Source organism: Pseudomonas sp. LBUM1660 (assembly GCF_059695935.1).
On sequence record NZ_CP166795.1, the window covers coordinates 464,657 to 489,163 of the forward strand.

Annotated in this window: 24 protein-coding genes; 2 read left to right on the plus strand and 22 right to left on the minus strand. The window is 61.3% G+C overall.

The genetic code is table 11. The annotated features are described in order from the left end of the window. Positions 1-87 precede the first annotated feature (87 nt). From ACA068_RS02240 to ACA068_RS02330, 19 genes are all read right to left on the minus strand, one after another. Positions 88-1,314: a beta-ketoacyl-ACP synthase gene (locus tag ACA068_RS02240; RefSeq protein ID WP_497307269.1), complete on the minus strand. Its 1,227-nt coding sequence runs from the start codon at positions 1,312-1,314 to the stop codon at positions 88-90. Continuing rightward, entirely contained in the window at positions 1,314-2,042 is a 729-nt protein-coding gene (locus ACA068_RS02245) for a 3-ketoacyl-ACP reductase FabG2 (protein ID WP_497307271.1), read from the minus strand. The genes ACA068_RS02240 and ACA068_RS02245 overlap by 1 nt, the downstream gene beginning before the upstream one ends. Further along, positions 2,039-2,500, minus strand: coding sequence for a hotdog family protein (locus tag ACA068_RS02250; protein ID WP_497307273.1), 462 nt, complete (start codon positions 2,498-2,500; stop codon positions 2,039-2,041). The genes ACA068_RS02245 and ACA068_RS02250 overlap by 4 nt, the downstream gene beginning before the upstream one ends. After that, positions 2,497-3,693, minus strand: a complete 1,197-nt coding sequence (locus ACA068_RS02255; protein ID WP_497307274.1) for a beta-ketoacyl-[acyl-carrier-protein] synthase family protein — start codon at positions 3,691-3,693, stop codon at positions 2,497-2,499. The genes ACA068_RS02250 and ACA068_RS02255 overlap by 4 nt, the downstream gene beginning before the upstream one ends. Next, positions 3,690-4,172, minus strand: coding sequence for a hypothetical protein (locus ACA068_RS02260; RefSeq protein ID WP_497307276.1), 483 nt, complete (start codon positions 4,170-4,172; stop codon positions 3,690-3,692). Before ACA068_RS02260 ends, ACA068_RS02255 begins: the two co-directional genes overlap by 4 nt. Next, complete coding sequence (locus ACA068_RS02265) at positions 4,169-5,416, minus strand: NAD(P)/FAD-dependent oxidoreductase (protein WP_497307278.1); 1,248 nt, start codon at positions 5,414-5,416, stop codon at positions 4,169-4,171. The genes ACA068_RS02260 and ACA068_RS02265 overlap by 4 nt, the downstream gene beginning before the upstream one ends. Further along, positions 5,403-6,563 (minus strand): cation:proton antiporter, encoded by a 1,161-nt coding sequence (locus ACA068_RS02270; protein WP_497307280.1) that lies wholly within the window; start codon positions 6,561-6,563, stop codon positions 5,403-5,405. The genes ACA068_RS02265 and ACA068_RS02270 overlap by 14 nt, the downstream gene beginning before the upstream one ends. Next, entirely contained in the window at positions 6,560-8,899 is a 2,340-nt protein-coding gene (locus ACA068_RS02275; RefSeq protein WP_497307281.1) for an MMPL family transporter, read from the minus strand. The genes ACA068_RS02270 and ACA068_RS02275 overlap by 4 nt, the downstream gene beginning before the upstream one ends. Next, positions 8,883-9,485, minus strand: a complete 603-nt coding sequence (locus tag ACA068_RS02280) for an outer membrane lipoprotein carrier protein LolA (protein ID WP_497307283.1) — start codon at positions 9,483-9,485, stop codon at positions 8,883-8,885. Before ACA068_RS02280 ends, ACA068_RS02275 begins: the two co-directional genes overlap by 17 nt. Continuing rightward, positions 9,482-9,907 carry an acyl-CoA thioesterase gene (locus tag ACA068_RS02285; RefSeq protein ID WP_497307284.1) on the minus strand — a complete coding sequence of 142 codons (426 nt, stop codon included), beginning with the start codon at positions 9,905-9,907 and terminating at the stop codon, positions 9,482-9,484. The genes ACA068_RS02280 and ACA068_RS02285 overlap by 4 nt, the downstream gene beginning before the upstream one ends. Continuing rightward, positions 9,900-11,444 carry an HAL/PAL/TAL family ammonia-lyase gene (locus tag ACA068_RS02290; protein WP_497307286.1) on the minus strand — a complete coding sequence of 515 codons (1,545 nt, stop codon included), beginning with the start codon at positions 11,442-11,444 and terminating at the stop codon, positions 9,900-9,902. The genes ACA068_RS02285 and ACA068_RS02290 overlap by 8 nt, the downstream gene beginning before the upstream one ends. Continuing rightward, on the minus strand, positions 11,425-12,372 hold the full coding sequence (locus ACA068_RS02295) for a lysophospholipid acyltransferase family protein (protein WP_497307288.1): 948 nt from the start codon (positions 12,370-12,372) through the stop codon (positions 11,425-11,427). Before ACA068_RS02295 ends, ACA068_RS02290 begins: the two co-directional genes overlap by 20 nt. Continuing rightward, positions 12,369-13,103, minus strand: coding sequence for a glycosyltransferase family 2 protein (locus ACA068_RS02300; protein ID WP_497307290.1), 735 nt, complete (start codon positions 13,101-13,103; stop codon positions 12,369-12,371). Before ACA068_RS02300 ends, ACA068_RS02295 begins: the two co-directional genes overlap by 4 nt. 155 nt (positions 13,104-13,258) lie before the next feature. Beyond that, the gene (locus ACA068_RS02305) at positions 13,259-14,941 is read right to left on the minus strand and encodes an ApeI family dehydratase (protein WP_497307292.1); all 1,683 of its coding nucleotides are present in this window, start codon (positions 14,939-14,941) and stop codon (positions 13,259-13,261) included. Then, positions 14,938-15,483 (minus strand): COG4648 family protein, encoded by a 546-nt coding sequence (locus ACA068_RS02310; RefSeq protein WP_497307294.1) that lies wholly within the window; start codon positions 15,481-15,483, stop codon positions 14,938-14,940. The genes ACA068_RS02305 and ACA068_RS02310 overlap by 4 nt, the downstream gene beginning before the upstream one ends. Next, positions 15,480-15,734: an acyl carrier protein gene (locus tag ACA068_RS02315; protein WP_007992314.1), complete on the minus strand. Its 255-nt coding sequence runs from the start codon at positions 15,732-15,734 to the stop codon at positions 15,480-15,482. The genes ACA068_RS02310 and ACA068_RS02315 overlap by 4 nt, the downstream gene beginning before the upstream one ends. A 9-nt stretch (positions 15,735-15,743) precedes the next feature. Next, positions 15,744-16,004, minus strand: coding sequence for a phosphopantetheine-binding protein (locus tag ACA068_RS02320; protein ID WP_008149626.1), 261 nt, complete (start codon positions 16,002-16,004; stop codon positions 15,744-15,746). Beyond that, positions 15,985-16,794 carry a lysophospholipid acyltransferase family protein gene (locus tag ACA068_RS02325; protein WP_497307296.1) on the minus strand — a complete coding sequence of 270 codons (810 nt, stop codon included), beginning with the start codon at positions 16,792-16,794 and terminating at the stop codon, positions 15,985-15,987. The genes ACA068_RS02320 and ACA068_RS02325 overlap by 20 nt, the downstream gene beginning before the upstream one ends. After that, entirely contained in the window at positions 16,770-17,495 is a 726-nt protein-coding gene (locus tag ACA068_RS02330; protein ID WP_497307298.1) for a beta-ketoacyl synthase chain length factor, read from the minus strand. The genes ACA068_RS02325 and ACA068_RS02330 overlap by 25 nt, the downstream gene beginning before the upstream one ends. Before the next feature lie 354 nt (positions 17,496-17,849). On the opposite strand from ACA068_RS02330, the gene ACA068_RS02335 reads away from it, so the two are divergent. Continuing rightward, a complete protein-coding gene (locus ACA068_RS02335) occupies positions 17,850-18,620 on the plus strand; it encodes a ParA family protein (protein WP_497307300.1) in 771 nt (256 codons plus the stop codon). A 126-nt stretch (positions 18,621-18,746) separates the two neighbouring features. Here the strand turns inward: ACA068_RS02335 and trxC are convergent, their stop codons facing one another. Next, positions 18,747-19,181 (minus strand): thioredoxin TrxC, encoded by a 435-nt coding sequence (gene trxC / locus ACA068_RS02340; protein ID WP_497307302.1) that lies wholly within the window; start codon positions 19,179-19,181, stop codon positions 18,747-18,749. A gap of 203 nt (positions 19,182-19,384) precedes the next feature. Between trxC and ACA068_RS02345 the strand changes: the two genes are divergently transcribed. After that, entirely contained in the window at positions 19,385-19,594 is a 210-nt protein-coding gene (locus ACA068_RS02345; RefSeq protein WP_497307303.1) for a hypothetical protein, read from the plus strand. 30 nt (positions 19,595-19,624) lie between these two features. Here ACA068_RS02345 and selO read toward each other — a convergent pair whose 3' ends face one another. Further along, positions 19,625-21,088 (minus strand): protein adenylyltransferase SelO, encoded by a 1,464-nt coding sequence (gene selO, locus ACA068_RS02350; RefSeq protein WP_497307305.1) that lies wholly within the window; start codon positions 21,086-21,088, stop codon positions 19,625-19,627. A gap of 48 nt (positions 21,089-21,136) precedes the next feature. Further along, positions 21,137-24,487 (minus strand): mechanosensitive channel MscK, encoded by a 3,351-nt coding sequence (gene mscK, locus ACA068_RS02355; protein WP_497307306.1) that lies wholly within the window; start codon positions 24,485-24,487, stop codon positions 21,137-21,139. Positions 24,488-24,507: the final 20 nt, after the last annotated feature.

Below are 24,507 nucleotides of genomic sequence, written 5' to 3' on the forward strand. Positions count from 1 at the left end.
CATTGACCCTAGCGCGAAGCTCAAATTCTGGCTGTGGGACGTTTCCGAAATCGTGTACTCCGGTTTCCGATTGTGTCTTTTCGTTGCTTATGACCAGCGACGGAAAATCAACGAGGTGTTGACGCCACCAAAAGCGAAATTGTTGTTCATTACGTACTCATTACTCATCTGCCGGAACTCGCCGCGCAGGTAGTCGAGCTTGCCGCAGTGCGGATCGACCTCGTCGAGGTTGAACGTGTGCACGTACAGGTCGCGGTTCATCATTTCGATGCTGAACCAGGACTCCAGCGCACCGCAGGCGCCCAGGGTGTGACCGAGGAAGCTCTTCTGCGAACTGATCGGCATGTGTTCGCCGAACAACGCGCTGGTGGCCAGTGTTTCGGCAATGTCGCCCTGTTCTGTCGCCGTGCCGTGGCCATTGACGTAGCCAATGTCTGAAGGCTGTAGCCCGGCGTCTTCCAGCGCCAGTTCCATGGCCCGGCGCATGGTGACCTGCTCCGGCCGGGTGGCGTGCTGGCCGTCGGCGTTGCTGCCAAAACCGACGAGTTCGGCGTGGATGTGCGCACCGCGAGCCAATGCGTGTTCGAGTTCTTCGAGCACCAGCATGCCGCCGCCTTCACCGATCACCAGGCCATCGCGGCCGCTGTCATATGGGCGTGGGGAAGTCTGCGGCGCATCGTTTTTCAGGCTGGTGGCGTAGAGCGCGTCGAAGACCATGGCTTCGGTCGGGCACAGCTCTTCAGCGCCGCCGGCGAGCATCAATGGCAGGCGGCCAAACTTGACTGACTCGTAGGCATAACCGATGCCCTGGCTGCCGCTGGTGCAGGCGCTGGACGTCGGGATCAACCGACCGGTGAGGCCGAAGAAGATGCTGATATTCGCCGCGGTGGTGTGCGGCATCATTCGCACGTAGGAGTTGGCGTTCAGGCCCTCGGCGACCGAGTTGAGCAGCATGTTGCCGAACGCCTTGATCTCGTCGGTGCTGCCGGTGGAGGAGCCGCAGGCGACGCCCATGCGCCCGTCCTTGATGATCGGGTTGCCCAGCAGTCCAGCGTCGGCCAGCGCTTGCTCGGATGCGCCGACCGCCAGGCGCGAGACCCGGCCCATGCTGCGCAGTTGCTTGCGGGTCCAGTGGCTCGGGACCTTGAAGTCGTCGATGGGGCCGGCCAGGCGCGTATTGAGTTCGGTGAAGCGATCCCACTCGTCCATCCGGCGGATGCCGCTGCGGTTGGCCGCGAAGTTGCCGGCGATGGTGTCCCAGTCGCTGCCCAGTGAGGTGATGCCGGCCATGCCGGTGACGACGACGCGCTTCATCAGCACAGGCCTCCGTTGACGGCCAGAACCTGCCGGGTGATGTACGACGCTTCCGCCGACATCAGGAAATTCACCGCGCTGGCCACCTCTTCCGGGGTGCCCATGCGTTGTGCGGGGATCATTTTCATCAGTTCTTCCACCGGCACATTTTCATCGAGCATGGCTGTGTCGATCAGGCCGGGTGCGACACAGTTAACGGTGATTTTGCGCTTGCCCAATTCGATCGCCAACGCTTTCGCCGCGCCGATCAAACCGGCCTTCGAGGCGCTGTAGTTGACCTGGCCACGGTTGCCGATCAACCCGGAAACCGAAGTGATGCAGACAATCCGTCCGGCAGCACGACGCCGAATCATCGGCATCATCACCGGGTGCAGCACGTTGTAGAAACCGTCGAGGTTGGTGCGCATCACCACATCCCAATCATCCTCGCTCAGCGCAGGAAAAGCACCGTCGCGGGTCAGGCCAGCGTTGAGCACCACGCCGTAATAGGCGCCGTGAGCTTCCACATCGGCTTCGAGGATGGCTTTGCAGCTGGCGCGGTCTGAGACATCGAATTGCACAATTCGAACATTGCGTCCCAGCGCCTGGATTTCGCCCTGGACGGCGATGGCGTCGGCCAGGCCGCTGCGGCAATGCAGCACGATGTCATGCCCGGCCTGGGCCAGACGCAACGCAATAGCACGGCCGATGCCACGGCTGGAACCGGTGACCAGTACGGATTCAGTCATGACTGGACTCCTGGGGATTCATGAAGGTATTGAGCGGCCTGAGGCGGACGGAACACGTTCAGGCGGGCGGTGGCGTGAATGCCGGGGGCGTTGATGTGGCATTCGAACACGCCCATGCCGTTGTCGTCTTCCAGCGAGCGCAGCCCGTAGATTGTCAGCTCGGTGCCCGCCGGGAAGTGCTCCACGTTGCATTCGAATTTACGGGTGCCGAGCAGGAAGCCCAGCTCCACGGCATCACCGCGTTGGCGCGCATGGCAACCGGCGTAGGCCGCGACACTCTGGGCCATCAGTTCGATACCGACCCACGCCGGCAGGCTGCCGTCGGGACGGTTGAACAGGCCCCCGGGCTTGACGGTGAGGCGCGTGTGAATCTGCTCGTCATCGAACGCCAGGATCTGATCGATGAGGATCATGTCGCCAGCGTGCGGCAGCAGCTCGGCGAGCGGCCAGTCAATCATGGGGCGTCTCCGATAATCAGGCTGACGTTGTTGCCACCGAAGGCAAAGGAGTTGCTCATCAGGTAGCGAGGTGCAATGGACGTCAGGCGCTCGGCCGGGGTCACCCACTGCAAGGCTGGCAAGTCGGGGTCAGGCTGACCGTCCCAGACATGCGGCGGCAAAAGGTTTTCTTGGTTGTTCGTGCTCAGGCTCAACCAGCAGAACGCCGCCTCCAGTGCGCCGGCAGCGCCGAGCGTATGTCCAGTCATTGGCTTGGTGGAAGAGCTGGGCACACCGTGCGGAAACAGCGCCGAGACCGCCAGGCTTTCCATCGCGTCGTTATGTTGGGTCGCGGTGCCGTGCAGGTTCAGGTAGCCGATTTGCCCGGGCTGCACATTCGCGCGGTTCAGGGCTTTGCTCATGGCTTGAAGGGCGCCCCGGCCGGTCGGTTCCGGCGCCGAGATATGGTGCGCATCGGAACTGGCACCGCTGCCGAGCAGGGCAATCGGTTGGCTCGCGCCTGCTTTTTTGCTCATCAAAAACAGCACGGCGGCTTCGCCGATATTGATGCCGTTGCGGTTGACCGAAAACGGGTTGCAGCGCTGCTCGGAGACCGCTTCCAGGGCCGAAAAGCCGTTGAGGGTCAGCTTGCACAAACTGTCGACGCCGCCGCACAGCACCGCATCGCACATACCCAGATCCAGCAGGCGCTGGGCACTCATCAGCGCCCGGGCGCTAGAGGTGCAAGCGGTCGAGATCACATATGCCGGGCCGCTCAATTGCAGCCAGTCGGCGAGGAAGTTGGCCGGCGCGCCGAGTTCCTGCTGCTGATAGTCGTAGTCGGCGGGGAATTCATGTTCGCGGATGTAATGGGCCAGGCCACGGCTGGCCTCATCGATGCCGGAAGTGCTGGTGCCCAGGATCACGCCGATTCGATCGCGGCCGTAAGTCTGGATCGCTTGATCAATGTCGTCGCGAATTTGCAGCGCGGCTTCCAGCAGCAGTTGGTTGTTGCGGCTGCTTTGCTCGACCAGTTCCGGCGGGATCGGCGCCAATTCACCACGCACCGCCGCCACTGGCAACGAGCGCTCCGGCACCCAGCCGGACTCGCTGCGCATGCCGGAGCAATCGCCGGCAAACAGGTTGCGGGCGACTTCCTGTTTGTCGCGACCCAGGGCGCAGATCACCCCGAGAGCATTCAGGTAGGCGGTCATGGCGTCTCCCCGCTCAGGGGCGTCACCAGGTACTTCGGACCTTTAGGCAGGTTCAACTCAAATCTCAGAGGTTGCGAGTAATGCACGTCCCAGCGAGTGGGCAGGGAACGTTGCGAGCCATGTTGCCAGGCGTCGGGGTAGTTGCCCTGCAACTCGCCTTGCGGGGTCAGCGCGAACAGTAACGCCGCGAACAATTCCCGTGCTTCCGGATTCGGCGGCAGCAGGCCGTCGGCTTGCCACTGGCCATCGATCAGTTTCTGGCGTGCCTGCGGAATGCCCAACAAGTCCATCATCGACCAGCGAATGCCGGGGCCTTCGCGCGCAATCACCAGTACCCAGTCCTGACGCTGATCAGCGAGCAAGCGCTGAATGTGCAGTTGTTGCGGCAACGGCAGGTTTTGGGTTTGCCCGGGCAGCGGTGCCTGGCTGGCGCAAGCGCTCAGCAGCAGGAGGCAACCCAGAAGCAAGTAACGGATCATGTGGCATCTCTTGCGCAAAGTTCCGACAGCACGCGCAGCCGACGTTTGGGTTCGCTGACGAACGGATTGCGCTCGTCCCAGGCATAACCGGCGAGGATCGCACTGATCATACGGCGGATATCCGCTGAGCTGCCTGGATGATAAATCACATCCTGGAAGGTCCCGGCATACCAGCCTTCGACGTAGCAACGGAACGTGTCAACGCCGCGCTTGAGCGGTGCGGCGAACTCGGTCTGCCAGTCGACGCTTTCACCCTGCAGTTGGCGATGCAAAACGCCGGCGGCCATGCTGGCCGAGCGCATGGCGATGGTCACGCCGGAGGAGAACACCGGGTCGAGGAATTCTGCGGCGTTGCCGAGCAACGCAAAGCCCGGGCCGTGCAAGGTTTTGACGTTGGCCGAGTAGCCGCCGATGGTGCGGGCCGGCGTGTCCCACACGGCGTTTTTCAGGACGCCGGCCAGGCTCGGGGTTTCAGCGATGAAGCCGCGCAGGCAATCGTCCAGATTCTCCATGCGGCCTTCGAAGTGTTCGGCGGCCGCGACCACGCCCACCGAGCAGCGGCCGTTGCTGAACGGAATGGTCCAGAACCAGATGTCGCGATGGGTCGGATGGGTGGTGATGAGGATCTTTTCGCGCTCGAAGGTCGGGCTGTCGATGTGGTCTTCGATGTGGGTGAACACCGCCTGACGCACCGGGAAATTCGACGGTGCTTCAAGGTCCAGCAGGCGTGGCAACACGCGACCGTAGCCGCTGGCATCGAGCACAAAATCAGCTTCGACACGGTACTGGCTGCCATCCTCGCGAAGCACATCGAGCTGCGGCTTCGGCAGGTCGAAATCGGCGCTGACGATGGCTTCGCCATAGCGCACTTCCACGCCTTGCAGCGCGGCCTGATCGGCCAGCAGTTTGTCGAAATCGGCGCGCTGGACCTGGAAGGTGGTCGGCTTGCCGTTGCTGAACGTGTCGCCGAAATCAAAGGCGCTGTAGTGCTCACCCCAAGCGAACGCGGCACCGTTTTTCATCTGGAACCCGGCGGCGTTCACGGCTTCGAGCATGCCGGCTTCTTCGACGAAATCCAGGCAGTGCGACAACAGGCTTTCACCGATGGAAAACCGTGGGAAGTGCTGGCGTTCGATCATCAGCACGTCGTGGCCTTTGCGCTTGAGCAGCGCGGCGGCAATGGCGCCCGAAGGACCCGCGCCAATGACAACAACCTGGCGATGTTCCATTTCAACTGTTGGCACGGGGGCTCCTTGCCGGGACGGCGATATTCAAAGGGGTTTGGTGCATGCCGGCGAGTGCCGGTAGCAGTGTCGCGATCAGGCCCATCACCATCAGCGCGAAGTACAGCGCCGGGCTGATGAGCTGTTGTTGCAGCAGCAGGTTGAGAAAGACGATCTCGCTCAAACCGCGAATGTTCAGAAGCAGGCTTTCGCGCCAGCGACTGGCGCCTTCAAATGAAGCGCCGGCCCAGCCGAGGCCGAGCCAGTTGCCCAGCAGTTTGCTGGCAATCGGCAACAGCAGCAGCGCCGCCAACTGCACCCAGCCGAGAGTGGCCATGGCGGCGTGGACGTTGATCTGCACGATGCCGAAGGTGAGGATCAGTGGAATGGCGATCCAGGTTTGCAAACGGTTCATCCAGATCGCCGGTAGCGGCAACACCAGCGGCACTTTCAGCGCGGCCATGCACAGCAGATAACCGATGCCGAAAATCAGCGCATTGAGCTTGAAGTGCTCGGCGACCACCAGCAGCGCAAAGAAGCAGCCGCTGTGCAGCAACGGTTGGCGCAAACCCAGCAAACGCAGGAGCGCCGGCAGGCAGGCGCCGGCCAGCGGCAGCAGCAGACTGCTCAGGTGCAGACTGCCCTGGGCAAAGCCGAACAGCGTCCAGCACGTCAGGTCGATGAGAATCGCGGTTTGCACCAGGCGTCGGGTCGCGGTGGGCGGGTAATTGATGTGTCGCAGGTACAAATACAACACCGGAATGGCGGTGATGGCGAACACCAGGCCGACCGCCAGCGAGCTGATCCATGGTTGCGGCGGCAACAGCCATACCGCTGTCGCCAGCCCACAGGCGAACGGAATGCAGAAACTCGGCAAGGCGATTTTCAGACTCTGGCGATCCAGTCGCAGGTCGATCACGTCGCTGAGGATGTGCCCGAGCAGCAAGGCAAAACTGAGGCTGTAGAGGTTTTTCAGCCACACCGGCGAGATCAGTTCGGCGCCACTGAGTTGCCAGTCCGGTTCGATCCAGAAGTACATCAGCAGCGGCAGGCCGAAGGTCGCCAGCAGCAACTGGCTGACGATCGGGATCAGGCCGAAGTGACGACCCACACGGGTGGCCACGGCGAATATCACCAGGGCCATGAGCCAAAACAAGGCGATCATCATGCTGCAGGCTCCACGACGGCGGCGGCATGCACTTGGCGTCCGGCCCACGGCGCAAGGATAAAGCTGAAGGCCAGGCCGAGGCTCACCGACAGACCGAAGTTGCTCACCGCCGGCGTGCTGGACACCGCCAGCAGACCGAACGACAGCCATGTGGTCACCGCCGCCAGCAAGGTGCCCAGCAGGCTCACGGCGGCGCCGCCAACCTGTTCGCGCATGAGGATTGCGTAATCGACGCTGATCGCCGTCACCAGCAACAGGCCGAACAGGCTGAACAGGGTCAGCGGCTGCCCCAGCCAGCCAAGACTGGCCAGGCTGCACAGCGCGGCCAGCAAGGGCAGCGAGACGATGCGCAACGCACCACCGAAGCCAAACGGCAGGATCAGCACCAGCACAATCAACACACAGGAGGCGAGTTTCAATTCAGCGGCGCTGATCTGAGTTGCAGCGAAAACGTTGTTCAATTCACCGAGACGGTCGACCAGTTCGACGCCCGGCAAGTCCAGCGCCTGAACGCGCAACAGCGAAGGGTTGTTCACGCCTTGCAGGCTGACCATCGCCGCCACGCCGTCATCGGTCGGCCCCAGCCACAGGGCGCGATAAGGTTCAGCCAGCGGACCGACCAGCGAGGCGTCGATGTCTTCGGCGGGCAGCGCCAGCAACGTTGCAAGCTCCGCTTGCAGTGCTTCTGCCGGCACGCCGAGGTCGAGCAACGGTTGCCAGAACTGCGGCAACTTGCTCAACGCTTCGCGCACTTGTCGTTGTTCGCTTGGCTGGCTGACCAATTGATTCAGCGACAGATAACCCTGGAGTTTTTCCAGGTTGACCAACTGATCCAGCCGCTCGCTCAACGCGGTCTGGCGTTCGAGCAGTTCCTGCTGATTGGCCGCGCGCACCAGGAAGAACTGGCTGGTCGGCTGATAACCGGTGATGCGCGCAATGGTCCGGGCTTCGTCAGTCAATTGCTGGGGTGCGCCGATCCACTGGCGGATATCGTTTTTGCTGTCGAGTTGCAACAGACCGCCGACGCAGAAGGCGATCAGCAGGGCCAATAACACTGGCGTACTGACGTGTTTGAGCAGCGCCTCGCGCAGGTTCAGCAAACACTCGCAGATACGCAGCGGCCATTGCGCCGGTCGCAGGTTCACGCCCTTGAGCAGCGCGGGCAGCAGGCACACCGCTGACAGGTAGGCGCCGAGCAGGCCGGCGGCGGAGAACACGGCAATCTGGGTCAGGGCCGGGAACGGTGTCCAGGCCAGGGCGAGGTAGCCGATGCAACTGGTGATCAGGCTCAGCGTCAGGCCAGGCAGGGTCAGGCGTAACGCCGGCCAGCTGTTCCAGGGTTTCAGGCTCCAGCTTTTCGACAGGTAATGCAGCGGGTAATCGACGGCCACGCCGATCAGGCTCGAGCCCAGCACCAACGTCATCACATGCATGTGGCCGAACAGCGCCACGCAGGCCACCGCACCAAACAGCATGCCCACCAGCACCGGAACGAAAGCGAGCAAGACACGCCAGCGCCGGAAGGCCAGCAACAGCAACAACAGAATGCCGACGGTGGCACCGCCACCGACCCACGTCATCTCGCGGGTGGCTTGTTGCTGACCGTTGGCCGCGTATAGCAAACCGCTGGCGGCGAGCAGTTGCACGTCGGCCTGGCCGGCTTCTTTGCGGCTGCGTTCAAGCAGGTCAGCCACTTGCAGCGGCAGGCTCATGTCGAAGGCATTGCCCGTGGTTTTTGCCCGCAGCAACACCCAGCTCTTGCCGTCGGCATCGGCGACCAGCGCACCGCTGCCGATGTCCAGTTGCACCGCACCATGTTGCGGCTGGCTGTTCTGGATACGCCCGGTCAGGCCCAGCCAGTCATCCTGGCTCGGCACCAGGCTGAAACCGGTGAACGGGTCGAACAGTGCTTGCACGCGCTGCTGGATAAAGGCGTCGGGATGTCCGATCAGCTGCTGCCGGTCCATCGCCGAGAGCATCGACAGTCGGCCTTGCAGCAGTTGCGTGCGCAGCGCCGGCAAGTCGGCTTGCAGGTTCCACTGAACCTTCTCGAATACACCGCTGGCCTGCCACTGCTCGCCGAGTTTCTGCGCCATGGCGATGGCTTGCGGGCGATCCTTATGGCCCACCAGCACCAGCATTTCGCGGTTCAGCGGTTCTTGCATGCGTTGTTCTGCGCGCAGTTCCAGCGCGTCCGGCGCGGTACCCGGCACCAGTTCCATCAGGTTGGCCGACAGCGGTGCGCCGTCGCGCCATTGCCAACCGGCGAGCGCGAGCACCGCCAGCAGCAGGATCAGAAACAGCCATGGAAGTCTGCGTTCACTCGGCAAAGTCATGTTGCTCCGCGTCGCTCAACGGTTGGGTGCTGGTGCTGTCCTGCATGCGCAAAAGCGTGCTGTCGCCCTGGGTTTCCAGCAGCTCGATGCTGTGCACCAATTCGCTGCCGGTGATGTTGATCTGGTTGAACACTTGCTTGAGCAACAATGAGCGCGGGATCAGCGTCAGTGTCCAGTTCTGCGCGTCGCCGCTCAGGGACAGTTCGAAGTCCCGTTGCAGCCCGCTGCTGTCGCCTTGCAGCACGGCAAGAAACAAGCGGTTCTGTTCGGCACCGGCGCTTTTGCCCGGAAGCATTTGCCAGCTGTTGGCGTCACGGCGGGCGATGCCTTTGTTGGTGATGCGGTAATCCTGTTGCAGCGGGGTTTTCAACAACCAGAGCAAACCGTGGTTTTTAGCGAGGACGAAAGTGCCCTTGCTGGTCAGCGGCTTGGGCAATGCTCGCAGGTGTTTTTCCTGGATGAAGTTGCCGTGGATCACATCGGGCTTGGCCAGTTGATCGCTCAGCTGCTGCAAATCGAAGGCGTAAGCAATCGATGACAATCCGAGCAGCGCCAACGCAGCGAGGTATTTGAAAAACGGGTTCATGCCAGCATCCTTTCAACGGCATCGGTGAAGATCTTCGGTGAGGCCAGCTGCATTTCACGGCTGCTCATGTCGACGGCCACCTGTACGGAACTGGCGCGGGTCAAACGCTCACCGGTTTGCAGATCGCTGATCAGATAGTTGATCTTCAAACGGTTCTCCCACTCCACCAGATTGGCGCGCACGTTCAGTTTTTGACCAAACACGGCGCCGCGCACATAGCGCAATTGGAGGTCGATCACCGGCCAGGCATAACCCGACTCGACCATGGCGGTGTAGTTGTGACCGATCTTGTCCAGCAGCGCACAACGGGCGACTTCCAGGTATTTGACGTAATGGCCGTGCCAGACAACGTTCATGGTGTCGACGTCAAAGAACGGCACGAGGATTTCCGTATCGGCGTGAAGCACTCCCTTGCTACGCATGCAGCCTCCAGTGTTGCTCGGCGATGCGTTTCAGGCACAGGCGCAATTCGCCTTCCAGCGCACGGTCTTCGATGACCGGCGGGAAGTCTTTGGCCAGTTCTTCGTGCATCGCGGCCAGGGCTGGCGGCAACGGGCGCGCATCCTCGGCCTTGCTGCGCAGCCACACGCCCTGGTTGGCGGCGAGCAAGGTGGCGGCGGCGACTTGTTCGGTCAGCTCCAGCACACGGATCGCATCGCGTGCGGCGATGGTGCCCATGCTCACCTTGTCCTGGTTGTGGCACTCGGTGGAGCGCGAGAAGACGCTGGCCGGCATGGTGTTTTTCAACGCTTCGGCGGTCCAGGCGCTGGTGCCGATCTGCACCGCCTTGAAGCCGTGATTGAGCATCGCGCGGTCAGCCGTAGCGCCGGACAAGTTGCTCGGCAAGCCATGGTTGTAACGCTCGTCCACCAGCAGCGCGAGTTGCCGGTCGAGCAGGTCGGCGACGTTGGCCACCAGGTTTTTCAGGCTGTCCATGGCGAACGCAATGTGGCCGCCGTAGAAGTGCCCACCGTGCAGAACACGTTCGGCTTCGGCGTCGATGATCGGGTTGTCGTTGGCGCTGTTGAGTTCGATCTCGATGAACGAACGCAGCCAGTTCAGGCTGTCGGCCAGAACGCCGAGCACGTGGGGTGCGCAACGCAGGGAGTAGCGGTCTTGCAGGCGATGCAACGGCGCGGTCGGCGCGTCGATCGCCAGATCCTTGCGCAACCACGCGGCGACTTGCATCTGCCCCGGATGCGGTTTGGTGGCGAACAGACGTTCGTCGAAGTGTTCCGGGTTGCCTTGCAGCGCGACCACGTTCAGCGCGGTGATACGGGTGGCCAGTTGCAGCAGGTAATCGGCGCGGGCATAGGCCAGGCAGGCGAGGCCGGTCATCACGGCGGTGCCGTTCATCAGCGCCAGGGCTTCTTTCGGGCGCAGCACCAGCGGCTGCCAGCCGAGTTCGCGATGCACATCGGCGGCTTGGCGACGTTCGCCACGGAACATCACTTCGCGCTCGCCGGACAAGGTCGCGGCGACGTAGGACAGCGGCGTCAGATCACCGCTGGCGCCCACCGACCCTTCTTCCGGGATCAGCGGCAGGATGTCGTGTTCGAGGAACGCTTGCAGGCGTTCCAGCAGTTCCACGCGCACCCCGGACACGCCGTGGCACAGCGACTGCAGACGCGCCGCCAGGACGGCGCGCGTGGCCTGGGCGTCGAGCAGCTTGCCAAGGCCACAGCCGTGAAAGGTGTACAGATGACGAGGCAACGCCTCGACGTGATGCAGCGGCACCGCGACCACGCAGGAATCGCCGTAACCGGTGGTCACGCCATAGATCACGCCTTCCTTGTCCAGCAGGGAGTCGAGGAATCGCGCGCCCTTGGCGATGCGCTCACGGTACGCAGGGTCGCTTTGCAACTGCGTTGGCACCTGGCGGTTGGCCGCGGCCAGCACGTCCTCGATGCGCAAAGGGAGTTCGCCGAAGGTTACCGGCTCAAGCGTTGGCGTCGTCATCGGTCTTCCAGAAAGGGTAAAAGTTGAACCATTGTTGGGGCGCTTCAAGGCAATAGTGACCCAGGCGTTCGGCGTAGCGCGAAGCCCACTGATGAATGACCTGCTCGCGGTCGCTGCGTTTCCACACCACGGCCTCGGCAAACGGTTCGAGGGTTACTCGATATTGGCCCGTCGGTTTCTTCAGGCACATCAGCAAATTGATCGGGCACTTCAGTAAACCGGCCAGCAGCCACGGCCCTTGAGGAAGCGCGGCTTGATGGCCGAGAAAGTCCACGGTCACGCTACGCCCGCCATGCAGGGGGACGCGGTCGCCGGCAATCGCCAGCCACTCGCCACGCTCCAGGCGTTCATGCAGTTGCAGCATGATCACCGGGTCCAGCTCACTGACCTGAATCAGCCGCAGATTGGTCGCGCCGGCTTCGCCCAGCAAACGGTTGAACTGCTCGGCGTGCTTGGTGTGCACCAGCACATTCATGGTGACCTTCTCGCCGATCTCCGCCAGTGCACGGCAGACTTCGAGATTGCCTAGATGTGCGCCCACCAGCATCTGCCCGCGAGTGCCACGCAGCTGACTGCGCAGCAGCGCCGGGTCGACGATTTCGATGTGTTCGATGCTCAACTTGCCGTTCCACACGTCAAGCTTGTCGAGCATCGAATCGGCGAAGGCCATGAACTGGCTGAACACTCGCCAGTGGGTCGGACGCAATTCGTTGCGACCGCTCCAGTCCGCGAGGCGCTGCTGGTATTGCCAGGCGCTGCGACGGGCACTGCGACCGAACAGGAAGAAGTACAGGACGATGCCATACAGCAGCGGACTCAACAGCCGACGGCCGAGCACTCTGGCACCGAACGCGGTGAGCTTCATCAGCCAGAAACTGCCACGCTCCTGGCGATCGGCCCAGTGCTGTTTGTCTGCGTTGCTGCTCATGCTCGCCACCGTCGCCAGAGGATCACCGGGGCCCGCAGCAACATGCCGAAGAACAGCCGGGTGTGCATGCTCGAAATCAGCACATTGTCGTGGAACATTCGGAAGTGCGAGACACCGTCCAGCGGGTAATGCACCTTGGTTGGCAGCCACTGCATCGGCTGATTACGCCAGGCCAGGCGCACGAGGATGTCCGAGTCGAAGTCCATGCGCTTGCCGATCTTCGCCGTGTCGATCAGCGACAGGGTTGGCGGTAATGGATAGACCCGGAAACCGCACATGGAATCGCGAATCTGCAATGACAGCGTGTTGATCCAGACCATGACGTGCGTCAGGTAGCGGGCGTACAGACGACCTTTCGGCACGCTGGCGTCGTATTGTGGATAACCGCAGATCACGGCGTTGGGATGAGCGCGTGATTGTGCGATGAAGGTCGCGACATCCTGCAGGTCGTGCTGGCCGTCGGCGTCCACTTGCAGAGCGTGGCTGAAACCCAGGCGCGAGGCTTCGCGCAGGCCGGTCATGACCGCGCCGCCCTTGCCCTGATTGGCGGCGAGGCGGATGAGGTTGACCATTTCACGCTGGGCCAGTTGGTCGAGCACCCTGGCGCAGGATGGATCGCTGGCATCGTCCACCAGAATGCACGGCAGGCCACGGGCGATCAGCGCGTCGACCACCGTGGTGATCGCGGTTTCGTGGTTGTAGACCGGGATGATTGCGCAGGGGTTATGCATGTTTCGAAACCTCCCCTGAACCACTGTGGCGAGGGAGCTTGCTCCCGCTCGAGTGCGAAGCGCTCGCCATGAAATCTACGCCGGATGGTTTTGGGTCTGCTTCGCAGCCCAGCGGGAGCAAGCTCCCTCGCCACAATGATCGCCAATGCCACAGGTTATGCATCGGGCATTACCTCCAGCAAAATCCGCCCACTGGAGCAGGTCGCGGTTTCATTGCGGTAGGCGAAATACAATTTGCCGCGCTCCGGATCGAAGCGCAGGTGCAGTTGCACTTCATCGCCGGGGCGCACCAGTTGCTGGAACTTCAGCACTTCCATGCCGGCGAATTTGGCCGGCAGGTCCATCAATTGCTGGCCGAGGCTCAGCGCCCAATCCACCTGCACCACACCGGGCAATACCGGCGTTTGCGGGAAGTGCCCGCTGAAGTAGGCAAGGTCCGGCGGAACGGCCAGTTGCAGGCTCCATTCGCCATCGACTTCGACCTGATCCAACACTTCCGGCGCTTTCGGGCGGGGTGCCAGCAGCAAGGCTTCGACGTCAGCCTGGGGCAGTTTGCCTTGAGTGTTCAGGGGCAATTGCCGCAGCAACCGCCAGCGTCGAGGCAGGGCCAAGGCTTCGCAATGCTGGCTCAGGTGCTGACGCAATTCTTGCGTGACAGTGCGTCGGCCCTGATTGCGCAAGGCATGCAGGCCTGCGTCCGTCAGCACCAGCAGCGCGCCCAGCGAGGCGCGGTTTTCCTGGACCACGCCGAGGCGCGCGTCGGCGACCCAGCCGTGGTCCATCAGCGCCTTTTCCAGCATCGGCAGCGAGATGCGTTTTTCTTCCAGTTTGACGATCCGGTCCAGTCGTCCGAGCAATTCGAATCGGCCGTCGGCAGCGATTCTGGCGGCATCAGCGGTGTGTTCGATATGGCCGGCGGGCAAGTAGGGAGAGGCGACCAGCAGGGCTCCATCGCTGTCCTGAGTCAGTTTGACGTCGGCAAACGGTTGCCAGAGATCGTGACCCTGACGCCAGGCGATACCACCGGTTTCCGAGCTGCCGAGGATTTCCGTCGGCCATTGCTGCAGGCGTTCGTGAAGGCTTTGTGCGGCCTCTGCCGGTAGCGCGCCACCGGAAGAAAACACTCGACGAACCGCACTCAATGCCGGCCAGTCCAGGTTGTCGCCCATGCGCTTGAGCAGCGCCGGGCTGGCGACCCAGGCGAACACCGGGTGTTCGCGGCTGGCGCGCTGCAAGTCTTCCGGGAAGGCCAGTTGCTTGCGCACGAACGCCCGCCCGGCGCATAGCGGCCACAACACCCGAAACAGCAAACCGTAGATGTGTTGGGTGGCGACGCTGCCGATGATGCACGCCTGGCCCAGATCGGCACCCCACAGCTGCTCCAACGCTTCAACTTCATTGGCAATCTGGCGCAGGGTTTTGTCGATGCGCTTGGGTTCGCCACTGGAACCGGATGTGCACAGGCTCAGCTGGCAGCGATCCAGATCCAGTGCGGCGGTGCTCAGCGGTGCATGCCGGTAATCGCTCAGGTGCGCGTCGTCTGCCTGATCGGTCAGCCACAGATCGACTTCGTTCGACCAGCGTTGGCGAGTCTGCGGTTGCAGGTCGGCAGGCAGCAGCACACTGACCCCGGCACGCCAGGCGCCGAGCAGGGCAATCGCCAGGTCAGCGGCATCTTCAAGGTGCACGGCAATGCGCTGCACACCCTGGGTTTGCAGGCCGGCCGCGAGGCTCAACGCCTGTTCGCACAGGTGTGCGTGATTCAACGCCGGTTTGGCCGTAATGGCACGCTCTGGCTGTGTCTTGAGCAACAGCTGCTCAAGTGATATCCAATTCATGGGTGGCCTCGTACCCGTTGTCGTATGAGCCATTCAATGGCAAACAGCAGGCCCATCAATCCATAGGAAATCAGGCCGGTGTACAACATCCACCAACTCAGCGGCGCCCAGAGGGTCAGGGCGGCGGCGAGCAAACCGTTACAGAGGAAAAACACACACCAGACGACGGTCACCTGTCGGGTGTAAACAATCGCCTTGGCCGGCAAGTGCGGCTCACGCAGGCGCGCCAGGCGTTCAACCATCGGCGGCCCGACTTTCAGGCTCAGGCCAAACAGACCGAGCATGAAAGCGCTGATCAGCACTGGGTACCAGCGCAGCAACAGCGGACTGTCGAACAGCGCCAGCAACAGGCAAAAGCCAATAGCGGTGATCGCCATCCACAGACTGCCGGGGCGATGGACACCGAGCAGCGCCCGCGCCAGCCACAGGCTGCCCAGCAGCAGACCGAACTGCCACGGAGCAAAGTGTTCCATGCCGAAATACACCGCAAAGGGGTAAAACAGGCCCGCCAGCAGCAGGCCAAGGCCGATCAGTCGACTCATGCGGCCGGTTGAACCAGGCGGTAGACCGCCTCGACCACGTCGCTGACGGTGCGCACCGATTTGAATTCTTCGGCGGCGATTTTCTTGCCGGTCTGACGCTTGATGTGATCGATCAGGTCGACGGCGTCGATGCTGTCGATTTCCAGGTCCTGATACAGATTGGATTCGAGGCTCACGCGCTCAGGGTCCAGCTCGAAGAGTTCGACCAAGGCATCGCGCAGGGTGTTGAAAATGTCGTCACGAGTTTGCATGGTCCGGTCTCAAGCTGCCTGTTTTGCGGTGACGAACGCCGCAAGGCTCGCCACGTTGCTGAAGTGATTACGGGTGTCCTTGGCGTCGGCGTCGATTTTGATGCCGTACTTTTTCTGGATCGCCAGGCCGAGTTCCAGGGCGTCTACCGAATCCAGGCCCAGGCCTTCGCCGAACAGCGTCTGGTCGTCGCCGATGTCTTGTGCGCTGATGTCTTCAAGGCCCAGGGCGTCGATGATCAGTTCTTTGATTTCACGGTGTAGATCGCTCATCTTCGGCGAGCTCCTTAATAAAGTAAGAATGCAAATAATCGTTGAGCTTGCGCGAAGCCTGAGGCGCAGGGCCACACGCGGCAAAGGCTTGTGGGTCTATATCGGCCCCGACGCGGAAACTGAAGTGCACGCGACGTTTCGGGATGCGATACCAGGGTTCGGCCTTGGTCAGTGTGGTCGGGCTGACTTTGATAATGACCGGGGTGAGGATTTTCGCACCACGCAGGGCGATTGCCGCGCCACCCCGATGAAAGGCCGGCGGTTCGCCCGGCTGGGTGCGTGTGCCTTCGGGAAAGATGATCAGGGTCTGGCCGCTTTTCAGTGCGTCAGCCGCGGCGTCGAGCATGTCCATGCTGCCGTCGTTGCTGATGTATTCGGTGCGGCGTAGCGGGCCGCGGGTGAACGGGTTTTCCCAGAGGCTGTTTTTGACCACGCAGTTGGCGTGACGCACCAGGCCGATCAGGAACACCACGTCGATCAACGACGGGTGATTGGCAATGATCATCTGCCCCGGACGACCGAGCTTTTCTGCGCCCTGGATGTCGTAGGTCAGTACGCCGGTTCGGGCCATGAACCGGACAAAAAACCAAAAGCAGCGACTGACGGTTTTCCGTGCCCGTAGCCGACGGGTCTGGGCGTCGCCGGGCAGGCAGCTCAGCAATGGGAAAACCACCAGTCGCAGGCACAGCCCGCCCAACCCGAACAGGGTGAAGCTTGCGGCAGTGGCCAGCAGGCGCCAGTAATAGGCGTCGCGGTTTTTTTCGGTTATAGGTTGCGTTGCCAGGTCCATACACGATTTTTCCAGGCATGTTGGCAGGTAGTCTGCTGGCCGAGCAGGGTACGCAAGAGATTCAAGGCATGGGGCCAGTGGGCGTTGGACAACGCATCCGTAGCGCTGTTCAAGGACAGCTGCCAGTCGGTACCCGGTGTCAGTAACAGGCCGACTGCATAAGGGAACGGCACGTCGTCGATCCAGGCCGAATAGGCCTCGGGCGGTTGTTCTTCGGTGACGATCAGCAGCACGGCCGGCGCGCCTTCGGCAAGCAGCGCCGCGGCCTCTAGCATGCCGTGTTCAAGGCCGTCGCCGGCGGCGGCCAGGGCGGTCATTTCGCTGGTTTCACCGCGCATGATCGACCATAGGCCAATGACCGCGTTGTGCACCGACAAGCTGAATTGGGTCGGCGACAACGGTTGTTCGGCAGCCAGGTCGCTGAGGATTTCGAACGTCCGGGGTGTTTCACCATGACGGGAAATAAAGACCAACGGTAGGTCCTGGCGACCGTCGGCCAGGGGCCAGCCGACGCTGAACGCCATCCGCGCCAGGCGGCTGAGCCGCCGGCGCTGCATGGCCGGCAGAAAAGACACGTCGGGGGCGGCATCGCTGCTCTGAAGCACGACCGGTTGTCGGCTCCAGGCCTGCCAATCGTCCACGCTTTCGAGCCCAGGAGCCCACGCGCGCCATTGGGCGATGTTGAAGTTGATCACAGGCATTCATCCCGCCCCTGCGGGCTTCCTTGACGCGGCGAATCGCAAAAAAACAAACTGCCTAGGTGGCGCTTGGCGCCGAGTGGCGCGCATTATCCCGTTGCGACGGGTGTGTAGCAAACGATGGTTACATTTTGCTCAATGAAACGTACTGGTTGGTTCGTGGAAAAGCTGTCGTTTGGCCATTATCCACATCGGGGTGAGCATGTCTGTCAGCTCTGTCGGTAATCAATGGTGGGTTTGGCGGCTTTTTTATTAAGAGATTGCCGCTGACTGTGTAGTCCCCATGCCGGCGAGGTAGCTAAGCAGCGCCGTGGACTACTACACTCGGTCATTCTTTGATACACGGAGGTTTTTGACATGCGGCGCGTGGTTTTCAATCAGAAAGGTGGCGTGGGCAAGTCCAGCATTGCCTGCAATCTGGCGGCGGTCAGCGCCAGCGAGGGATATCGCACCCTGTTGGTGGATCTCGATGCCCAGGCCAACTCCACTCAGTACCTGACGGGCCTCACCGGGGATCACATCCCGATGGGCATTGCCGACTTCTTCAAGCAAACCCTGTCCTCTGGACCGTTCTCGAAGAAAAACCAGGTCGACATCTACGAAACGCCGTTCGAAAACCTCCACGTCATCACCGCGACCGCCGAGTTGGCTGACCTGCAGCCTAAACTTGAGGCCAAACACAAGATCAACAAGCTGCGCAAATTGCTTGAGGAACTGGGGGAAGATTACGACCGCATCTACCTTGATACCCCGCCTGCGCTGAACTTTTATGCGGTATCGGCATTGATTGCCGCTGACCGAGTGTTGATCCCCTTCGATTGCGACAGCTTCTCGCGTCAGGCTCTGTACGGTCTGTTGGCGGAAATCGAAGAATTGAAGGAAGACCACAACGAAGGCCTGGAAGTTGAAGGCATCGTCGTCAATCAGTTCCAGGCCCGTGCCAGCCTGCCGCAGCAAATTCTCGACGAGCTGATCGCTGAAGGTTTGCCAGTGCTGCCGGTGTACCTGACCAGCTCGGTGCGCATGCGCGAATCCCACCAGGCCAATACGCCGCTGATCCACCTCGACCCACGGCACAAGTTGACGCAGCAATTTGTCGAGCTGCACAACCTGCTCGAAAACGCCTGACAGTCCTCTGTAGGAGCGAGGCTTGCCCGCGAAGACGGTCTGACAGTCAACGACAGTGTTGAATGTGATGCCCTCTTCGCGGGCAAGCCTCGCTCCTACAGTTCCGTGGTGATTACGAGATCTTGTTCAGATGCCCTGACTGCGTAACCAGCTCATCAATTGCGGTAACGGGAAGGCGCCGCTCTGGCGTGCCACTTCCCGGCCGTTCTTGAACAAAATCAGACTCGGAATCGAGCGAATCCCCAACTGCGCCGACAATTGCTGGTTCGCCTCGCTGTCCAGTTTTGCCAGCCGGCATTTACCCACCAGTTGCCCCGCCGCCTGCTCGAACACCGGCGCAAACGACTTGCACGGCCCACACCACTCCGCCCACACATCCACCAGCAATGGCAGATCACCCTTGATCTGACTGGCGTAATCGCCTTGCTTCAACTCGAACGGCTTGCTCAGCAAGACCTCGGCCTTGCAGCGGCCGCACTTTGGATGGTCGTTGAGGCGTTCGGCGGGGATGCGGTTGAGGCCGTTGCAGTGGGGGCAGGGGATGAGGAGTGGGTCGGTCATGGTCGGGCTCTTCGAGAATTGGCAGTCAATGCAATGGATCTGGAGGCAAAGTTCCTGTTTATCAAGGTAGGAATGTGTAGGCAGGAGCCTGCTGCAATTGGAGAAGCGACTTACAGGTCAAGACGGTTCCGTCTGCTAGGTAGCGAGTTGTTCAACTCTTATTCTTCACTTCTTCAATCCGACTGCGATCAACGAGGTGAAAAATGAGCGATATCGTCAAACAGGCCATAGAACACTGGCCATCCGTATCATGGTTGTTAAAACGACCTGAATCGGAAACTGAGTATGATCGGTTGGTCGAATCACGAGATGAGTTGTTAAAAATGATGGGCGGTGATGAATTGCACCCCCTGGAGGGTTTGGTGTCGATCATAGGCGACCATGTCGAAGCCTATGACCGTGGGCACCGGTAAATGCCCATCTGAAGCGTGCAGTGTTCACTCTCACGACGAACAACTGATCTCCAAATGCTTCCCCCATTCCGGCGGCCGCTCGGCGTAGCTTTCCATCCCCGCTTGCTCGTCAAACGGATTACTCAGCACCGCATGCAGTCGCCTAACCTCTGAATAATCACCGCTCTCCGCCGCATCGATGGCTTTTTGCGCCAGATAGTTACGCAGGATGTACAGCGGATTGACTGCATGCATCCGCATGCGCCGCTGCTCCTGATCAACCTCGCCATCACGGGCAACCCGGGCGATATACAGCTCGCCCCAGGCATCGAAGCCCTTGATGTCGACAAAGTCATCACGCAAGTGGGTGACGGCCAGTTCCGGTGATTCATCCCCCAGGCGACGGAAGAACAGCGTGTAATCGACGCCGCTGTTCTGCATCAATTGCAGCAAGTGCTCCAGCAGTTTCTGGTCATCGTCTTCAGCGGTGGTGAGACCGAGGCGGCGGCGCATCAGGTCCAGGTAGTGGGCCTGATACAGCGGCAGGTACAGGCCAAGGGTTTCACGCAGGGCCTCGACGCTGATGAAAGGCGTCAGTGCCTGGGCGAGGGCGCTGAGGTTCCACTGGCCGATCGGCACCTGATTGCTGAAGGAATACCGGCCCTGATCATCCGAGTGGTTGCAGATGAAATGGGCGTCGAAGTCGTCGAGGAAAGCGAACGGGCCGAAGTCGAAGGTGATGCCCAGGATCGACATGTTGTCGGTGTTCATCACGCCGTGGCAGAAACCGTAGGCCTGCCATTTGGCGATCAGCTCGGCATTGCGCTCGACGATTTCGCGGAACATCGCCAGGTACGGTTCCGGTTGTTCCAGGCATTCCGGGAAATGCATGGCCAATACGTGCTCGCCGAGTTCTTTCTGCTTCTCGGGGCGTTTGGTGTAGTAGAAATATTCGAAATGCCCGAAGCGCACATGGCTCGGCGCAAGGCGCAGGACCATGGCTGCGCGTTCCTGCTTCTCGCGCCACACCGGGGTGTCGGAGCCGATCACGCACAGCGCGCGGGTGGTCGGGATGTTCAGGGCGTTAAGTGCTTCGGAGGCGAGAAACTCGCGGATCGACGAGCGCAGTACCGCGCGTCCATCGCCCATGCGCGAAAAGGGCGTCTGGCCGGCGCCCTTGAGGTGCAAATCCCAGTGTTCGCCGGCCTCGTTGTAGACCTCGCCCAGCAACAGGCCGCGACCATCGCCCAGCTGTGGGTTGTAGGAGCCGAACTGATGCCCTGAATAAACCATCGCCCGAGGCACCGCGTCGGCCCAGAGCTTATGACCGCTGAACAGTTCGGCGAACTCCGGGGTATCCGCTACGGCGGGATCGAGATCCAGCAGCGCCATAGCCGCAGGGCTGGCCACCACCAGACGCGGGTTGTCGATGGGCTCGGGCAGCACATGGGCGGAAAACGTATCGCCCAGGCGGGCGAAGCGATTATCGAAGGTCAGTTCGTCGAGGGCTTTCACCGGCCATCTCCAGCAGAATGTCCGAGCATTCTGCTAGGGATAGGGCGGTTAGTCGAGCTTGGCGGGCGGGGGCTGAAGGGGCGACTTGCCTTCCACCAGCGGCACGATGGTTTTGGCTTCCGGCTCGATCGGCACCATTTTGTATTCCTGACCGTGAAGGTTCTTGAGGTAAACCTCCATCTGCCGGAACGAAATGTTGATGTGCTGCTTCTTGAACTCGCGATTGATGAAGCGGTTGACCTCGTCCAGCACCGGGTTACGGTCACCGAGGTCGCGCACGTGCATGCGCAACTCGTGGTCGAGGGTGCTTTCGCCAAAGTTCAGGAAGTACACATGGGGTTCCGGGTCTTTCAGGACGCGCGGGTTATCGCGCGCGGCTTTGAGCAGCAGCTCTTTCACCAGATCCAGGTCCGAACCGTAGTCGACGCCGAGCTTGAGGGTCACCCGGGTGATGGTGTCGGTCAGGGACCAGTTGATCAGTTGCCCGGTGATGAACGTCTTGTTCGGGACAATGATGTCCTTGCGGTCGAAGTCGGTGATGGTCGTGGCGCGGATACGGATCTTGCTGACCGTACCCGACAGGTTGCCGATGGTGATGGTGTCGCCGATCCGCACCGGACGCTCGAACAGAATCATGATGCCGGAGATGAAGTTGGCGAAAATCTCCTGCATGCCAAAGCCGAGACCCACCGACAACGCCGCCACCAGCCATTGCAACTTGTCCCAGCTCACGCCGAGGGTCGACAGGGTCGAGACGAAGCCGATGCCGGCGATCACGTAGGACAGCAACGTGGTCGTGGCATAAGCACTGCCCTGCGCCAGGTTCAACTTCGACAGTACCAACACTTCCAGCAAACCTGGCAAGTTGCGCGCGAGGGCAAAGGTGATACCGATGATGATCAGCGCGCCGAGCATGTCGCCGATGCTGATCGGCACCATGCTCATGTTGGCGCCGGTCCCGCTGGTGTATTCGTAAAGGGTGATGTTGTCGAGGTACGAGAATACCGAGATCAGATCGGACCAGACCCAGTACAGCGCCGCGATGAAACCGCCAAGCAGTGCCAGACGGATCAGGCGCAGGGACTGTTCGTTGACCTTCTCGATGTCCAGCGTCGGCTCTTCGATCACCGCTTCGCCGTCGCCAGCCTCTTTCGCAGCTTGGCGTTTGGCCAGGGCGCGCTGGTAGGCCAGGCGTCGTGCTGCAACGCTGAGACCGCGAACGAAAGTGGCCTCGATCACCAGCCAGAACATCAGCAGGTAAAGGGTGTTGATCAACCGGTCACTGAGCTTCAGCGCGGTGTAGTAATAGCCGAAGCATACCGCCACGAACAACGCCACGGGCAGGACGGTGAACATCACCCCGACCGCTTTGCGGAACAGCGAAGCGTTCTGGTGAGTCGGGCTGCTGATCAGCAGGCGGCTGAGCAGCCAGGCCATCAAGGCGTAGCAGATCAGCACCACGGGCATGCCCAGTACGTCATCAGCCAGCGTCGAGGGTTGCAGTTCGGCCACCGCCACCACGGCAACCAATGCCATCACCACCAACCCGAGTCGGCGGACCCAGCCCTGAAGGAACTCGACCTGAGGCTTTTCCCAACGGAAATGCAGTTCAGCCACGCCGCCGGGGGCGAGGATCCGGTAAGCGGTGTAGAACACCAGCCAGGCCTGGGCCATTTGCAGCAACGCCGCGCCCATGTTGGCGTTCTGCCCGCGGGCGTCGATCTGCAAGGCCAGGCCGCACAAGGCCAGGCCCAGCGAGACCGGCATTGCCAGCAGGATATTGATCAGGATGGCCTGCGGCGTGTGCCACTGGCTGTCACGCTTGAAGTGGCCGATGTCCTGGTGAACTTTGCTCAGTCGGGCATACAGACTTTTACGCCGCCACAACAGGGCGCCGATCAGCAACACCAGGGGCAGGAACAGCAACGGCCGCTGGATCAGGCCATCACTCAATTCGCTCAGGCTGGAAGCCCACGGCAGCGTGGTGACCTGACGTTGCAGGCGTTCCGGCACCGCACGCATCCATTCCAGGTCCAGTGGCTTGTTGCTGGGGATCCAGAACATTTGCTCATCGAGAGTCGCCCGCAAGCTTTGCGCGGTGCTGAGCAGCTGTTTCTGATTGAGTTGCAAGGTGATGGATTCGTTGAGCACCGCACTCAGTTCGCGGTTCAGGCGTTCCAGCAGGTCTGCGCGGGTGGTGGCCAGTTCCAGCAGACTTTTTCGCAGCTGCGGGGTGACTTGCTCCGGCGGCTGGGTGGACAACAGGTTGTCGACATAGGTCGCGGGGTTGCTGAGCAATTCCCGCTGCTGGCTCACTTCAAACTGGTAGAGGCGAATATCGGCGATCTGGTCAGCCAGGTCGCGGTCGAGCTTGAGACGTGGCAGGGCCTGTTTCTGCTTGTAGAGAATCTTCGACAGCAGCAGGCTGCCCTTGAGTACGTTGATTTGTTCGTCCAGCGCCGAATCGCTTTGGGTCACGTTGTCCAGCTGCTGCTTGGTCTGCAGGTTCTGCTGAGTGACCTCATTGAGGCGGTCAGTGCTTTTGAGCAGGTAGTCCGAGAGCTTCAGGTTGGCCGAACTTTCGGTGGCCAGCAGCGCGCTGCCGCCGGACTTCTGCGCTTCGATGGACTGTTGCGTCACCGTCTCCTGGGACTGGGCCAGACGCTTCTGGTTGATCAGGGTTTGCAGCTCCTGGATTTCCTGATCCAGGCGATCGGATTTTTCGCTCAGCAAGTCGTGCTGGCTGTTACCCAGATCCTGCAATTGGTTGTTACCGGCCAATTCCTGGCGACGCAACGGAATCAGCGCATTCAATGCCGCGAACTCGGCATTCAGCAGGTCACGCTGTTCACCGCTCAAGGTCTTGCCGGCGTCCTTGCCGGCCTTGAGGATGTTGTTGATCTGTTGAATGCGTGTCTGGCTGGCGGAAATTTCGGCCTGTGCACGCTCGGGGCGAGTCTGTGCGGTGATCACCAGGCTGTTGGCATCGGCCAGCGCCTTCTGCAAGTCGCTTTGCTGGGTCGAGCGCTCGGTGAGCATTTGCTCGAGCTGCTGGATCGACTGGCTGGCGTAGCGTTGCGGCACCGGCGGCATTCTGGTGGCTTTGAGCTTGGTCAGCTCACGCTGGTTTTCGATGTTCTGCTTGGGCGCGGTGGCCAGCTGCTGCTTGAGTGCGACCAGCTTTTGTTCGTAGTCACGCTGGTTGCCGAGCTGGGTCAGCGTGCTTTGCAGGACGGATTGCAGGGCTTTCTGATCTGCTTCCGGCAGTTTGCGATCGGCGATCTTGTTCAGACTCGCCTGCACGGCTTCGCTGGTCGGCGGTTCGGCCGCTTGCAAGGTACCGACAGAAAGACTCAAGCCCAGTAGGGCCATGATGAAAAAAGTGCGCAGGGTTGACATAGAGACCGATCGAAAACGAG